The following is a 14,797-nucleotide window of genomic DNA, read 5'->3' as shown; positions in this document are numbered from 1 at the left end:
TTGAGCGCTTAACGCAAAAAGAACGTCATGCCGAGCTTGTCTCAGCATGACGTTCTTTTTTGAGCTTTCCCCTTCCCCCTTATCAAGCAAGCCATGACCCTCGACGAGTGCTTTGAGCTAGGCTTCATCGTGAAGCCGCACGGCCTGAAAGGCCAGATGGTCACTCAGTTGGACGTAGACGATGCGTCTACCTACGACAAACTCAAGACCGTATACCTGGCCCTTCCTACCGCACCCAGCAAGCTCACGGCCTACGCCGTAGAGCGCGTGAACCCGCAAAACGGCCAGCGCGTGCTGCTCAAGCTGCGTGGCATTGAGCGTATTGAAGAGGCTGAGCCTCTGCGTGGCTCCAAGCTGTGGCTGCCCCTAAGCGAGCTACCCGAGCTAGGCGAGGCGCAGTTCTATTTTCATGACGTCATTGGCTTTCAAGTTATTGACGAGAAAGAAGGGCCTCTAGGTGTAGTAGAAAACTTCTACGAACTACCGCAACAAGACGTATTAGCTATGCGCTACAAGGGCCAGGAAGTACTCCTGCCGGTAGTAGACGAGCTAGTGAGCCACGCCGACATGGAAGCCAAACAGCTGTTTGTCAACATGCCTGAGGGGTTGCTGGATATCTACATGAACCCCAACGCCCACAAAAACCCCAACGCCGACTAGGCATCAGCACTTACCTAGCGCAAGCAGTCGGTCTTCTACCGAATCCGACCAACCCGTTCATTCGATTAATCCGCGGTTCAGACCGATGCGTGTAGATATCCTTACCTGCCAGCCCGAGCTGCTCGAAAGCCCTTTTGCCCACTCTATCGTGAAGCGGGCCCAGGATAAGGGCCTTGCCGAGATTCACCTGCACCAGCTGCGCGACCACGCCGTTAACAAGCACGGGCAGATAGATGACTATTTGTTTGGTGGTGGCGCTGGTATGGTGCTACGCGTGGAGCCCATCGCGGCTTGGATTGACGAGCTGCAAGCCCAGCGCCCGTACGATGCCATCGTTTACCTCACGCCCGATGGCGAGACGCTGCGCCAGCCGCTAGCTAACCGGCTGTCGCTCCTAGGTAACATCATCATGCTCTGCGGCCACTACAAGGGCGTAGACCAGCGCATTCGTGACCAGTACGTTACGCACGAAATCAGCGTGGGCGACTTCGTGCTGAGTGGCGGTGAGTTGGCCGCTGCCATCCTGGTCGATGCAATCGTACGGCTGCTGCCCGGCGTGCTGGGCAACGAAGAATCGGCGCTGTCTGATTCTTTTCAGGACGACCTCCTGGCGCCGCCCGTGTACACCCGCCCGGCCGAATGGCGCGGGCTAGCGGTGCCAGAGATTCTTCTTTCGGGCAATACGCCTAAGATTGAGGAATGGCGCCACGAGCAAGCACTGGCGCGTACCCGGGCCAAACGGCCTGATTTATTGAAGGAGTAAGTACGAGCAGGCAAGCACCTAGGTGAGCAGCTAAGCAGGCGCCGCAGCTACTTCTCACCTTACTTTGGTGTTTCTTCTGCACTTAATCACCTCATTACCTTTCAACCTGTTTGCTTTTCTGCGCTTGATTTTCTATCTTTGCGCTCCGTTTCGCAAAATACCAACCTAGACGGGCAGCGGCGCTGCCCTCTTTTGTAATTCTTTTTTTCGCCATGAGCGTACTACTCGACTTTATCAATGCCGAAGGCCAGGAGCGCCGCGCCAGCTTTCCCAAGTTTGCTGCCGGTGACACCATCAACGTGCACGTAAAAATCCGCGAGGGCAACAAGGAGCGCATTCAGCAGTTCCAGGGCGTTGTTATTCAACGTCGTAACCCCAGCACCAACGGTGAGACCTTCACGGTTCGCAAGATTTCTAACCAAATCGGCACCGAGCGTATCTTCCCGCTGCTGTCGCCCAACATCGACAAGATTGAACTGATTCGCCGCGGCCAAGTTCGTCGTGCTCGTCTGTTCTACCTGCGTGGCCTCTCGGGCAAAGCTGCTCGTATCAAAGAGCGTCGCCGCGAAGTAGTGAAAGAAGTAGCTGCATAAGCGCTGCTCTTTGCACCATAGATTTTACCGGCCTTCCCCTTGGGGAGGGCCGGTTTTTTTGTGGCTAGCACAGAGCATTTCATTGGCAACGTTGCCGGCAACGATTGCGCAGAAAAATGTAGGGAGCAGCCTAGGTACCCAGTAGGTTTGCGGTAGCTGCCGAGTGTAGCTGTGCTACTCAGGCGCTCACTTTCCTTACTCTTTCCCACCCCTTTTTATGCGCGCTCGTCTGCTGCCAGCCTTGCTAGGGCTGGTTTTATCAACGCTTTCGGCGTTTGTGCCCGCTGCGCCCAGCCCCATCAAAGTGTACCTGATTGGAGATTCTACCATGTCCATCAAGCAGGTGCGGGCTTATCCCGAAACAGGCTGGGGAATGCCATTTGCTGCGTTTTTCAACGAAACGGTGACGATAGACAACCGGGCCCAGAACGGCCGCAGCACCAAAACCTTTATTGCCGAAAATCGCTGGCAACCTGTGGTGGCAGAGTTGCACGAGGGCGATTATGTGTTCATCCAATTTGGGCACAACGACGAAGTGCCTACTAAGGGCAGCTACACGCCAGAAGCTGATTTCACGGCCAACCTCAAACGCTTTGTGAGCGAAACGCGCAGCCACCACGGCCAGCCAGTACTACTCACGCCGGTGGCGCGCCGCAAGTTCGATGCGGCTGGCAAGATTGAGGAGACTCACGCCGCCTACGCCGAACTTGTGCGAACGGTAGCTCGCGAAACCAACACGCCGCTCATCGACCTCGACCGTACTAGCCAGGCGCTACTGCAACAATTTGGGCCGGAGACCTCCAAGCTCCTCTTCAACCACCTAGCGCCCAGCGAGCATCCCAATTACCCCGACGGCCGCGAAGACAACACGCACTTCAGTGAGCTCGGCGCGCGCCGCATAGCCGAGCTTGTGCTGGCCGACATCCGCACCCTAAAGCTGGGCCTGGCCGACCGCGTGGCGCAGGGCACTGTCAAGAAAACTGTAGACTCACAGGCCCGCTAACTCCTTTCTGCTTATGCGTTTTTCCCTGTTTGCGAAGGCTGCACCAGCCGCTTTATTAGGCTTGTTGGCTTTTGCCCCGGCAGTTCCGCCCCCGCACAAGACCACGCTTTTCCTTATTGGCGACTCTACAATGGCCAATAAGGTTAAGGCGACATTTCCGGAAACGGGCTGGGGTATGCCCCTATGTACTTTTTTTGACACGACGGTGGTAGTAGACAACCGCGCCCAAAACGGCCGGAGCACACGCACCTTCCTGGCCGAAAACCGCTGGCAGCCCATTGTGCAGGCTTTGCAGCCCGGTGATTTCGTGTTCATTCAGTTTGGGCACAATGACGAGTCGACCGCTCACCCCGACCGCTACACTTCGCCCGAAGACTACCGCAAGAACCTCATCAAGTTTGTAACTGAAACGCGCAGTCGGCAGGCGACGCCGATTTTGCTCACACCGGTTACGCGCCGGTATTTTGATAAAGACGGCCACATCAAGGAAACGCACGTCGCCTACTCGGCGGCGACCCTAGCAGTGGCCAAAGACTATCGGGTACTGGTAGTTGACATGGACAAGCTCAGCCGCGAGCTCATGCAGCAGCTAGGCGACGAAACATCTAAGCTGCTCTTCCTGCACCTGGCCCCCGGCGACCACCCCAATTATCCCCTAGGGCGGGCCGACAACACGCACTTCAACGAGCTGGGCGCCCGCAAAATGGCGCAGCTGGTAGTCAATGATTTGCGAGCACAGCACCTGGCCTTAGCCGAGCAGCACCTCGCCCACCCATTACCCAAGAACAAAGTTGCTGCCCCCACGGGCTCAGCTGCCCAACCCACCACTCCCTAATGAAAGTATTGTTACTAGGGACTGCCCTAGGGCTCACCGCGCTGATAGCACGAGCCCAGGTTGCGCCACCGGCTGGTCCGCTTGTGGTAGCGGCCGATGGCAGCGGGCAGTTTCGCACGGTGCAAGCCGCCATCGATGCCGTACCGGCTCAATCGGCCATACCCGTTATTATTCGGCTTAAAAAGGGTACTTACCATGAAAAGGTAGTGGTGCCACCGTTAAAAACGCACCTCGTACTGCGCGGCGCTGATGCAGCTACCACCGTTATTACCTACAGCGACCATGTGGGTGCGGGCGGCATCACCACGCCTACTTCCTACTCGGTGCTGGTGCAGGCCAACGACTTCACAGCCGAAAATGTGACCATTGAGAATGCGGCCGGCTACACGGCGGGACAGGCAGTGGCGCTGCACGTAGAGGGCGACCGGGCTATTTTTCGGAGCTGCCGCTTGGTGGGCAACCAAGACGTGCTGTTTTTAGCAACCGGGGGCACTCGCCAGTATTTTCAAAACTGCTACATTGAGGGAACGACCGATTTCATCTTCGGCGCCAGCACCGGAGTTTTTGACCATTGCCTTATCAAGAGCAAGAAGAACTCGTTCGTAACCGCAGCCTCCACGCCCGAGGGTCAGCCTTACGGATTTGTGTTTCTGGATTGCCGGCTAACGGCCGACACCACTTCGGCGCGGAAGGTCTACCTAGGTCGCCCGTGGCGGCCCTACGCCCGCGTCGCTTACCTGCGCTGCAACTTAGGCCCCCACATTGTGCCCGCGGGCTGGGAAAACTGGCGCAACCCGGAAAACGAAAAGACGGCCAGCTACGCCGAATATCGCTCTGCCGGACCCGGCGCCAACCCAGCGGGGCGCGTGCTGTGGTCGCACCAGCTTAGTGCCAAAGAAGCTAAGCAGTACACCCTCAAGCGTGTTTTTGGGGGCGCGCCAGCCTGGCAGCCGGGCCGCTAGGTATGGCGTCCGAGCTATAGTTACGCCAAGCGGCTGGCACCCCGCTGCAACTACTGGTATCTTTGCGGGGTTACTCCTTCTTACCTCCCCTACCCCCATCCACATGCGTATTTCCCGGCTAGTCGACCAAATGAGCGGCTCCGAAATTATTAGAATCGGCAATGCCGTGAGCGAGCAGATTCGCCAGGGCGCAACTATTTGCAACCTCACGATTGGCGATTTTGATACCGAGCTTTTTCCTATTCCCGAAGGACTTCGTGATGGCGTGACGGCCGCCTACCAGGCCGGCCAGACCAATTACCCACCCGCTCCCGGCATTGCTGACCTGCGCCAGGCAGCCGCCGATTTTTTGCAAGCTCGCTTAGGTCTCACCTATTCGCCTGCCGATGAGCTGCTGGTAGCTGGTGGCTCGCGCCCGCTCATCTACGCCGCCTATCTGGCTCTCGTAGACCCCGGCGACCGCGTAGTGTACCCGATACCGTCCTGGAACAATAACCACTATTGCCACCTATCGGGTGCCGAGCAAGTAGCCGTGGCTACGCAGCCCGAGCACGCCTTTATGCCCACCGCTGCCGAGCTGGCCCCCCACTTGGCTGGGGCTACGCTACTGGCGCTGTGCTCGCCCCTCAATCCCACCGGCACGGTTTTCACCAAAGAGGTGCTGGAGGAAATCTGCGACCTGGTGCTGGCCGAAAACCAGCGCCGCGGCCCCGACGAGAAGCCGCTCTACATTCTCTACGACCAGATTTACTGGCTGTTGACCTTCGGCGACACGCAGCACTTTGACCCCGTGAGCCTACGCCCCGCCCTGCGCGACTACGTGGTGTATATCGATGGCATCTCCAAATGCTTTGCCGCTACGGGTGTGCGGGTCGGCTATTCGTTTGGTCCCAAGCTCATTATTGATAAGATGAAAGGCCTGCTGGGCCACATCGGCGCCTGGGCACCCAAAGCCGAGCAGGTAGCAGCAGCGGCTTACCTGCCTCAGACCGAAGCCGTGGACGAGTACCTAGCCGGCCTCAAGCGCGGGCTGCAAGCTAGCCTCAATGCCTTCTACCACGGCCTGAAGGACCTGCAAGCGCAAGGCTACCTGGTCGATGCCATCGCCCCGGCTGGCGCCATCTACCTCACCGCCAAAATCGACGCCCTAGGTCGCACCACGCCCACCGGCGAAGTGCTGGCCACGACGAAGGAAATCACGTCTTATCTACTCACGGAGGCCAAGCTGGCGATAGTACCGTTCAGTGCCTTTGGCGCGCCGGCTTCCGAGCCTTGGTTCCGGCTATCGGTAGGTGCCGAGTCGCTTGACTCGATTCAGGCCGCGCTGCCACGCCTGAAAGCGGCGCTCGATAAGTTGAGCTAGAGTTAAGTATTATAGCCACAAAAAATCTCCCTAGGTGGGGGCAGCTTGCGTAAGCTGCCCCCACCTAGGGAGATTTTTTGTGGCTACCACGCTTACCCCTTAGGCGTCAGCGTAATGTATGGAATGATGCACTCCTCCAGTGAAATACCACCGTGCTGGAACGTGTCCTTATAGTAGTTCACGTAGTAGTTGTAGTTGTTGGGGTAGGCGAAGAAATAGTCGCCAAGCGTAAAGACGTAGGCGGTACTCACGTTTTCGCGGGGCAGGAAAATGCTTTCCGGCTTGCGCACCACGTATACGTCGCGGCTTTCGTCAAAGCCTAGGTTTTTGCCGTGCTTATAGCGCAGGTTAGTGTTCGTATTGCGGTCGCCCACAATCTTATACGGGCGCTTCACGCGGATGGTGCCGTGGTCGGTAGTGATGACCAGTTTGCCCTTTTTCTCGGCAATGGTCTGGAGCATCTCATACAGCGGCGAGTGCAAAAACCACGAGCGCGTGATGCTGCGGTAGGCGCTTTCGTCGGCAGCCAGCTCGCGTATCATCGCCATGTCGGTGCGGGCGTGCGAGAGCATGTCCACGAAGTTGTAGACGATGACGTTGAGCTTGTAGTTATTGTGCAGGTTGCTCATCTTACCAAGCAAGTCCTTGCCAGCCTGCAAGTTGGTTACCTTGTGGTAGCTGTGCTTGGCCTTCTGGTTGTTGCGCTGGAAGTTGATTTCCATAAACTCGGCCTCGTGCAGGTTTTTACCTTCCTCGTCCTCGTCCCACACCCATAGGTTGGGGTATTTTTTCTGGATATCACCCGGCATCATGCCCGCGAAAATGGCATTGCGAGCGTAGGCCGTGGTAGTTGGCAAGATGCTGTAATACAACTCTTCCGAGTCTACCGTAAACAGCTCAGCAATAATCGGCTCCAGGATTTTCCACTGGTCGTAGCGCAGGTTGTCGATGAGCACGAAGTACACCGGCGTGTCGGCGGTCTGCTTCATCAGCGGAAAGACCTTCTCCTTGAATAGCTGATGAGACATCATGGGTGCGTCCTTATCGCGGCCGTTTACCCAATCCTCGTAGTTCTCGATGATAAAGCGGCCGAAATAAGTATTCGCCTCATCCTTCTGCATGTTGAACACCTCAGCCATGCTCTTACCCTCGGTCTCGTTGATTTCCAACTCCCAGTACACAAGCTTCTTATATACATCAACCCACTCAGAGGGCGAGAGGCGGTCAGAGAGTTGCATGCCCAACTGGCGGAAATCGCGCTGGTAGCCCGAATTGGTAGCTTCAGTTACTAAGCGCTTGTTGTCCAGCACTTTCTTTACCGACAGTAAAATCTGGTTCGGATTAACTGGCTTGATGAGGTAATCGGCAATCTTGGCCCCGATGGCGCCTTCCATTATATGCTCTTCCTCGCTCTTCGTAATCATCACGACGGGCACCGTGGGGCGTACCACCTTGATTTCGGTCAGCGTCTCGAGGCCGGTGAGGCCGGGCATGTTTTCATCCAGAAAAACTAGGTCGTAGGAGTTTTCCTGCACTTCTTCGAGCGCGTCGGCCCCGGAATTGACGGGGGTTACGTCGTAGCCTTTCTCCTTGAGAAACAGGATGTGCGGCTTGAGCAGGTCAATTTCGTCGTCGGCCCAGAGAATGGAGTATCGTTGCATAAGCGGAAACGCGCCGCAGGGGCGTCGCGCGTGGGAAATGGTAATTTGGTAGTGGTAGCGAAGCTAACGGCCAGAACCGCGCCGGTAGTATCCCGGATGCTAAGCTCGCCGTAGCTTTACCGGAAAACGCACGTTTAGGTTCTTAGAAGAGCCTCTTAGTCGGCCAACGGGCAGCACTCATCGGCCAACGCCTCCGCCAAGCTGAAGCTTGGCGCTACTAACATGAACAAGAAGAAGATATTTAATGACCCCGTGTACGGCTTTGTAACCGTGCCCACGGAGCTGTTGTTTGATTTAATTGAGCACCCGTACTTCCAGCGCTTGCGGCGCATTCAGCAGCTAGGGCTCACTAACTTTGTGTACCCCGGCGCGTTGCACACGCGCTTTCACCACGCCCTAGGTGCCATGCACCTCATGCAATTGGCCCTGCGCACACTCAAGGACAAGGGCGTAAAAATCTCGGCGGCCGAGGGTGAGGCGGCCCAAGTCGCCATTCTGCTGCACGACATTGGGCACGGCCCGCTATCGCACGCGCTGGAAACGTCGATTTTCCAAGACGTGCCGCACGAGCAGTTATCACTTTATTTAATGGAGCGGCTCAACGAGGTGTTTCCTGGCCGGCTCACGCTGGCAATGGAGATGTTTCAGGGCAGCTACGGGCGCGAGTTTTTCCATCAATTAGTTAGCTCGCAGCTAGACATGGACCGGCTCGACTATCTCAACCGCGACTCCTTCTACACGGGCGTGGAAGAGGGCCGGCCGGGGGCCGACCGCCTCATCAAGATGCTGCAAGTGGTGAACGAACGCCTGGTACTGGAAGAAAAAGCCGTGTATTCGGTCGAAAACTTCTTAGTAAGTCGCCGCCTAATGTACTGGCAAGTATATCTGCATAAGGCTGTTACGAGCGCCGAGCAGATGGTAATTCGCGTGATGCAGCGCGCCCGCGACCTGGCCCGCGCTGGGGTGCCCGTGCCTGGTAGCAGCTGCCTTACTTACTTCCTAGGTCGCGCCGTCACGCTCGCCGAGTTTCAAGCGGATTCGGATATTCTGAACCGTTTCGTGCAGCTCGATGATATTGATATTTGGGGCGCTATCAAGTCTTGGGTGAATCACGAGGACAAAGTACTCAGCTTCTTAGCTCAAAGCCTGCTCAATCGGCAGTTGTTCAAAATTGTCATTCGCCCCGAGCCCTATGACGAGGATTTTCAGCTCGGTATCGTGGAGCTGATTGCTGAAACCTTCCAATTGCCGCTGGATGATGCCCGGCAACTGATGATAACCGGCAAGCTTAGCAACACCGCCTACGACCCCAACAGCCAAGAAACTATTGATATCCTGACCAAGCTCGGCAAGGTTGTGAACGTGACCGAGGCGTCGGATTTACCGAATATTCGGGCGTTGAGCCAGAAGGTGCAGAAGCACTACATCTGCTATCCGAAGGAGATTCTGTAAATAAGAAGAGGCCCGATTTGCAAATCGGGCCTCTTTTTACTTCTGCACGAACTTCTTGCGCAGTTCGCTTATCTGTTCCTTGAATTTCTTATCGGAATCTATCAAGTCAGACACTGTTTGCACCGAGTGTATGACTGTGGCGTGGTCGCGACCGCCGAAATGATAGCCGATGGTTTTGAGCGAGTGCGTAGTGTGCTCCTTAGTGAAATACATGGCCACTTGCCGAGCCGTAACTACTTCTTTCTTGCGGGTTTTCTCTTTCAACAATGCCACCGGAATGCTGAAGTAGTCGGCCACCGTCTTCTGAATGAAGTCCACATTGACCTCGGCCTCGACCTCCTCGATGATGTGGCGCAGGGCACCCTTGGCCATGTCTAGGTCGATATCGCGGCGCGTGAGCACACTCTGCGCTAGCAGGGTAGTCAGCACGCCTTCGAGCTCGCGCACGTTGGTAGGCACCGAGTGAGCCAGGTACTCGACCACCTGCGGGGCGATTTCCATGCCGTCCTGCTGGGCCTTGTTCTGGATGATGGCGATGCGCGTTTCAAAGTCGGGGCTTTGCACGTCGGCGGTAAGGCCCCACTTGAAGCGCGAGAGCAGGCGGTCTTCGAGGCCACTGAGCTCTCGCGGGGGGCGGTCGCTGGTCATCACAATCTGCCGGCCACCCTGGTGCAAGTGGTTGAAGATGTGGAAGAACATCTCCTGAGTCTTGCCCTTGTTGGCCAGAAACTGCACGTCGTCGAGGATGAGCACATCGACGAGCAGGTAGAAGTTGGCGAAGTCCTGCACAGCGTTGCGTTGCAGGCTTTCGATAAATTGATTAGTAAACTTCTCGGCCGAGACGTAGAGCACAAATTTCTCGGTATTCGTGGCCTTGATGTGGTTGCCGATGGCTTGCACGAGGTGCGTTTTGCCGAGGCCCACGCCGCCGTACACCATGAGGGGGTTGAAGGCGGTGGTACCGGGCTTGTTGGCCACGGCGAGGCCGGCCGAGCGCGCGAGGCGGTTGCAGTCGCCTTCTACGTAGTTCTCGAAGGTATACGTCGTGTTGAGCTGCGACGGCACGATGTTGCGGTCCATCGTTTTGGCCGCATCAAAGGGATTACGCAGGGTGCTGGCGGCTTGCGCTTGGGCAGCAGTGGCGGGCGTAGCGCCAGGCACGAGGTGGCGGGCGGGCGGGGCGCCGGCGTTGCGGCCGAAGCCGTTGTTTTGAGACGAGGAGCCGTTGGAGTTGTAGGAGCGGCCGTTGGTAGGGGCGCGGTTTTCGGCGGCGGGCGTGCCGGGGGCGGCTTTGCGAGCCGGGGGCAGGTGCATGGCGCGGGGCGGGGCCTGGGCGTTGCCCTGGTCCACTACTACGCTGTATTCGAGGCGGCCTTCGGGGCCTAATTCCTGAAAAATTGCGCGCTTTAGCTCTTCTACGTAGTGCTCTTCGAGAAATTCGTAGAAATACACGCTCGGCACCTGGATGGTGAGCACCTTGCCTTGCAGCTCGACGGGCGCGATGGGCTCGAACCAGGTACGGAAGCTCTGCTCCCCCACTTCGGTGCGGATAACGCGCAGGCAATTAGCCCAAACAATGCGAAAATCCTGCGACATGGAAGCGGAAAACGGGGCAAAAAAACCAGCCCTTAGCGGCGAAAAAAAGCGAACGAACCCTGCCTGATACGCAACCGCTCGGGCTTGGGGGGTACAAATTTGCGCATAAACGCGCAGACAAAAAAGCCGCCAAAAGCTTGCCTATGTCGCGTTTTTAGCAGGTAGCGCCCACAGGCAGCACCAGCGACCCCACGGCGCGCACGGGCCGTGCCCCGCGCCGCAGCTCGTAGTCGATGCGCCCGAGGTTGATGCCCGACCAACCCACCTGGTTGATGAGTGTAATGTGGCCCTGCGGACCCGTAATGGGCTCGGGAGCAGGCATAAAGGTGTGCGTGTGGCCACCCAAAATCAGGTCGATGCCACCTACCTGGGCAGCCAGCTTACGGTCATCAATTTTTTCGCCTTCGTACTTATACCCTAGGTGCGATAGGCAGATAACCATGTCGCAACGCTCGTTTTGGCGCAGCTGCTGCACCTGGGCTTTGGCCACCGTTACGGGGTCGAGATACTGCGTGGCCCCGAAGTTTTTGTCGGCCACTAAGCCTTGTAGCTCGATGCCCAGGCCAAACACACCGATGCGCGCGCCGCCCTTCTCAAACACCTTATAAGGCTGAAAACGACCAGCTAGCGGGGTGCCGCCGAAGTCGTAGTTGGCAATGAGAAACGGGAAGCCTGCATTGGGCAACTGCTTTTGCAGGCCACCAAGGCCGTTGTCGAAGTCGTGGTTGCCGAAGGTACTGGCGTCGTACTTCATCCGCGACATCAACTTGTACTCCAGCTCGCCCTGAAAAAAGTTGAAATAAGGCGTACCCTGCCAGATATCGCCCGAGTCGAGCAACAGCACGTTGGGTTCTTGCCGCCGCACACTGTCGATGAGCGCCTCGCGCCGGGCCATGCCCCCGAGGCCGGCCCACTGCGGCGCACTCTCGGGGAAGGGCTCGATGCGCGAGTGCATGTCGTTGGTGTGCAAGATGGTGAGCCGGGCCGGGCCAGCGGCAGCCTCGGTAATGAGGCTTGGGCCGAGCAAGCTGAGGCCGGCGGTACCTAGGGCAGTTTTTTGAAGAAAGGAACGGCGGGAGTGCATAGTTATAATTTAGAAAACCTTAGTAATATCGACTGTCATTGCGAGCGTAGCGAAGCAATGACAAACGGCATCATTTTTCACTTACTTAACCCGTCCTTCTATTTTAGCTGTGACCGGCTGGCCGGCTTTGGTCAGCGCTCGGATGTGGTCGGCGATGGCCGAGCGCAGCAGCAGGCCGGTGTCGCGCTCGGGTACGCCACGCAGGAAGGTCATGTTGTCGCCACCGCCCGCCAGGTAATCGGAAATGGCGATGGGGTAGGTTTTGGCAGGGTCGAAGGGCTGGCCACCGATGAGAATATTCTGCGGGCGCTTGTCGGAGCCGACGGTGTAGGTAGCGCCCGACACGGCCATGCGCACGGGCGCGGCATAGTTGAAAAGCTGCTGCACCACGGGGCCGGGGGCATCGACTACCACCAGCTCATTCTCGAACGGCATGAGCTCGAATACATTACCTAGGGTGATGGGGCCGGCGGGCAGGGGCGAGCGCATACCGCCGTTGGTCATCACGCCCAGCGCGATAGGCTGGTGCAGGGCCTGCGCAGCTGCGGTGCGCTGCAAGTCGGCCACGAAGTTGACGATGAGGTTTTCGCCGGGCTCTTTGCTAAGGGCCACCGGGGCCACGCCCAGCACCTCCTGCATCTGGGCCAGCACTTTGTCGTGGTAGGGCTTGATGATGGCATCGGCCCCGGCATTGGGGGCGATGTCGCGGCCCACGGGCTGGCTGGTAGAGGTGGCCGGTAGGTGGGCCGTAGCCTGGAGCGGGCCGCGCTGGCAGGCCGTGGCCAGCAGCAGGGTAAATAAACCCGCCGCAGCGGGACGAAGTAGACGCATCATACGTAGCTAAAAGCAGGCTATCGCCGAAACCACAAAATTACGGCTTTTAGTGCCTTCGTTCTCTCCGGACGTGTCCCTTACCAAGCCCAAACAACGACCGGCCCCCAGCCGCTTTAAGCCGGGGCGGTATCTTTGGCACGGGTGGGTGGCCCGGTTTTTAGCGCTTTCTTTATGTCTGATACGCCGCCGGCTGCGCCGGTTTCTTTTCCCGAGTTTTCGCCCGTAACCACGGCACAATGGCAAGCCCAATTGGCCCGCGAGCTAAAGGGCACCGACCCCGCCCGCCTGCGCTGGACCTTACCCGACGGGCTAGTGGCCGAGCCTTTTTACCACCGCGAGGCTCTGACCGCCCTAGGTGGCGCTCCCCCACCCCTGCCGCCCCGCCCCGCGCCCTGCCGCAACGTGGTGTGCCTGGCCGTGCCTGCCGGCACCGATGGCCGCCTCCAGATAGAGCAGGCTGCTGATGCCCTAGCGCGCGGCGCAGGTGGCATTCACTTTTTATTAAATAAGGAAGTAGCCAATTTCGCCTTCGGCGAGCTGGCCGCGCGCCTGCCGCTGGCCAGCACTTGGATAGGCTACACGGTGCTGCAACAGCCCGACCACTTGCTGGAGCGCCTGCGCGAAGTGGGCCTGGGCGAGCCGCTGCGCGGCTTCCTGCAGTTTGCGCCCATCACCGTGCCTGAGGGAGCCGAGCTGGCTATGTACCGCACCGCGCTGCGCCGCTGCGTGGAGCTAGCGCGGGGCTGGGGCGACTTTCCGGTGCTGGCCGTGAACGGGGCGTTTTTCGGCAATCGGGGCGCGACGCTGACTCAGCAGGTGGCCTTCAGCCTGAGCACGGCGGCCACCATGCTGGCGCACTTGCCCGACGAAGAAAGCGGCATCACGGTGGCCGAGGTAGCCGCTAATTTTCACCTCGATTTTGCCATCGGGCCCAGCTACTTCCCCGAAATAGCGCGGCTGCGCGCCACCCGCCGGCTGTGGGCTACGCTGCTGCACGCCTACGGCCTGCCGCCGCAGGGCGCGGCCGACTTGCTCATTCACGCCTCAACCTCGACCTGGAACCAGACTACCCTCGACCCGCATACCAACCTGCTGCGCCACACCACTGAGGCCATGAGTGCCGTGCTCGGTGGGGCCGATTCGGTGCAGGTGGCGGCCTTCGACTGCCTCTACCAGGCGCCCAACGAGTTTAGCGCCCGCCTGGCCCGCAACCAGCCGCTGATATTGCTCGAAGAGGCGCACCTAGACTGGGTGGCCGACCCGGCGGCGGGCTCTTACTTCCTCGAAACCCTGACCGACGAGCTGGCCCGCACCGCGTGGGCGGAGTTTCAGGCCCTCGAAGCCAAGGGCGGCATGCTCGAAGCCCGGCCCCAGGCCATGGAAGCCATCAGCAAAACAGGGCTGGAAAAGTTTAAGCGCATCGCCACCGGCCAAGATGTGGTAGTGGGCACCAACCGCTTCCAGAACGCGCAGGAGAAGTTCGATTTTCAGCCCAAGCAGCTCTTGCGCTCGCGCGACTTCGACACCACCCGCGCCACCTACCCCAGCGAGGTGCTGCGCCTGGCCACGGCCCTGCACTTCGAGCGCCGGGCCAACCAGGACAAGCAGGCCACGCTGGTGCTGCTCGGCGGCGCCCGTGTAAACGAGGAAATCGCCGAGGCCTTCTGGCACCTGCTGCACCCCGGCCAAACCGGCCAGCCGCCCATGCCCGACATCGCGCCCAACTCGTACTCGGTGCTGTTTTCCAAGCCCGACGAAGCTACCCTGATGTACGCCACGCCTGCGCAGTTCGACCACCTAGCGCGGGTGGTGCAGCAAGCCCCCGTCGGCCACTTCGATATTCCGTCGCTCATTAACTCCGACCTAGCTACGCTGCTGGAAGCCGTGCGGGTGTTTGGGTTCAAGGAATTTGTAGTGGAAGGCCACCACACCGAGGAGGTGCTGGCGCGACTGCAAGGGCGATAAAAATGTCTGTCATTGCGAGGAGAAAC

General features: G+C 58.6%; 13 protein-coding genes. 9 read left to right on the top strand and 4 right to left on the bottom strand.

Going from position 1 to position 14,797, the window contains the following annotated elements:
- Positions 1 to 93 precede the first annotated feature (93 nt).
- From rimM to JAO77_RS04290, 7 genes are all read left to right on the top strand, one after another.
- The gene (gene rimM / locus JAO77_RS04320) at positions 94 to 660 is read left to right on the top strand and encodes a ribosome maturation factor RimM (protein WP_198989065.1); all 567 of its coding nucleotides are present in this window, start codon (positions 94 to 96) and stop codon (positions 658 to 660) included.
- An 85-nt stretch (positions 661 to 745) separates the two neighbouring features.
- Positions 746 to 1,423: a tRNA (guanosine(37)-N1)-methyltransferase TrmD gene (gene trmD, locus JAO77_RS04315; protein WP_198989064.1), complete on the top strand. Its 678-nt coding sequence runs from the start codon at positions 746 to 748 to the stop codon at positions 1,421 to 1,423.
- Positions 1,424 to 1,635: 212 nt separating this feature from the next.
- The gene (rplS, locus tag JAO77_RS04310) at positions 1,636 to 2,016 is read left to right on the top strand and encodes a 50S ribosomal protein L19 (RefSeq protein WP_198989063.1); all 381 of its coding nucleotides are present in this window, start codon (positions 1,636 to 1,638) and stop codon (positions 2,014 to 2,016) included.
- Between the two features lie 217 nt (positions 2,017 to 2,233).
- Positions 2,234 to 3,019: a rhamnogalacturonan acetylesterase gene (locus tag JAO77_RS04305; protein WP_198989062.1), complete on the top strand. Its 786-nt coding sequence runs from the start codon at positions 2,234 to 2,236 to the stop codon at positions 3,017 to 3,019.
- 13 nt (positions 3,020 to 3,032) lie between these two features.
- On the top strand, positions 3,033 to 3,854 hold the full coding sequence (locus JAO77_RS04300; RefSeq protein ID WP_198989061.1) for a rhamnogalacturonan acetylesterase: 822 nt from the start codon (positions 3,033 to 3,035) through the stop codon (positions 3,852 to 3,854).
- Positions 3,854 to 4,816, top strand: coding sequence for a pectinesterase family protein (locus tag JAO77_RS04295; RefSeq protein ID WP_198989060.1), 963 nt, complete (start codon positions 3,854 to 3,856; stop codon positions 4,814 to 4,816). The genes JAO77_RS04300 and JAO77_RS04295 overlap by 1 nt, the downstream gene beginning before the upstream one ends.
- Positions 4,817 to 4,919: 103 nt before the next feature.
- A complete protein-coding gene (locus JAO77_RS04290) occupies positions 4,920 to 6,179 on the top strand; it encodes a pyridoxal phosphate-dependent aminotransferase (protein ID WP_198989059.1) in 1,260 nt (419 codons plus the stop codon).
- Between the two features lie 92 nt (positions 6,180 to 6,271).
- Here the strand turns inward: JAO77_RS04290 and porX are convergent, their stop codons facing one another.
- On the bottom strand, positions 6,272 to 7,840 hold the full coding sequence (porX, locus tag JAO77_RS04285) for a T9SS response regulator signal transducer PorX (RefSeq protein WP_198989058.1): 1,569 nt from the start codon (positions 7,838 to 7,840) through the stop codon (positions 6,272 to 6,274).
- Positions 7,841 to 8,062: 222 nt separating this feature from the next.
- Between porX and JAO77_RS04280 the strand changes: the two genes are divergently transcribed.
- Entirely contained in the window at positions 8,063 to 9,292 is a 1,230-nt protein-coding gene (locus JAO77_RS04280) for an HD domain-containing protein (protein ID WP_198989057.1), read from the top strand.
- 36 nt (positions 9,293 to 9,328) lie between these two features.
- Here the strand turns inward: JAO77_RS04280 and dnaA are convergent, their stop codons facing one another.
- The 3 genes from dnaA to JAO77_RS04265 all read right to left on the bottom strand — a co-directional run bounded on the left by dnaA (position 9,329) and on the right by JAO77_RS04265 (position 12,806).
- On the bottom strand, positions 9,329 to 10,888 hold the full coding sequence (gene dnaA, locus JAO77_RS04275; RefSeq protein ID WP_198989056.1) for a chromosomal replication initiator protein DnaA: 1,560 nt from the start codon (positions 10,886 to 10,888) through the stop codon (positions 9,329 to 9,331).
- A gap of 154 nt (positions 10,889 to 11,042) precedes the next feature.
- A complete protein-coding gene (locus JAO77_RS04270; protein WP_198989055.1) occupies positions 11,043 to 11,972 on the bottom strand; it encodes a bifunctional metallophosphatase/5'-nucleotidase in 930 nt (309 codons plus the stop codon).
- Between the two features lie 81 nt (positions 11,973 to 12,053).
- Complete coding sequence (locus JAO77_RS04265; protein WP_198989054.1) at positions 12,054 to 12,806, bottom strand: 5'-nucleotidase C-terminal domain-containing protein; 753 nt, start codon at positions 12,804 to 12,806, stop codon at positions 12,054 to 12,056.
- A 171-nt stretch (positions 12,807 to 12,977) separates the two neighbouring features.
- On the opposite strand from JAO77_RS04265, the gene JAO77_RS04260 reads away from it, so the two are divergent.
- Complete coding sequence (locus JAO77_RS04260) at positions 12,978 to 14,771, top strand: methylmalonyl-CoA mutase family protein (protein WP_198989053.1); 1,794 nt, start codon at positions 12,978 to 12,980, stop codon at positions 14,769 to 14,771.
- Positions 14,772 to 14,797 lie beyond the last annotated feature (26 nt).

The sequence above is a fragment of the Hymenobacter sp. BT559 genome (genome assembly GCF_016427535.1).
Taxonomy (GTDB): Bacteria; Bacteroidota; Bacteroidia; order Cytophagales; family Hymenobacteraceae; genus Hymenobacter.
Note: the sequence above shows the minus strand (reverse complement) of the source record. Positions and strands in the feature narration are given on the sequence as shown.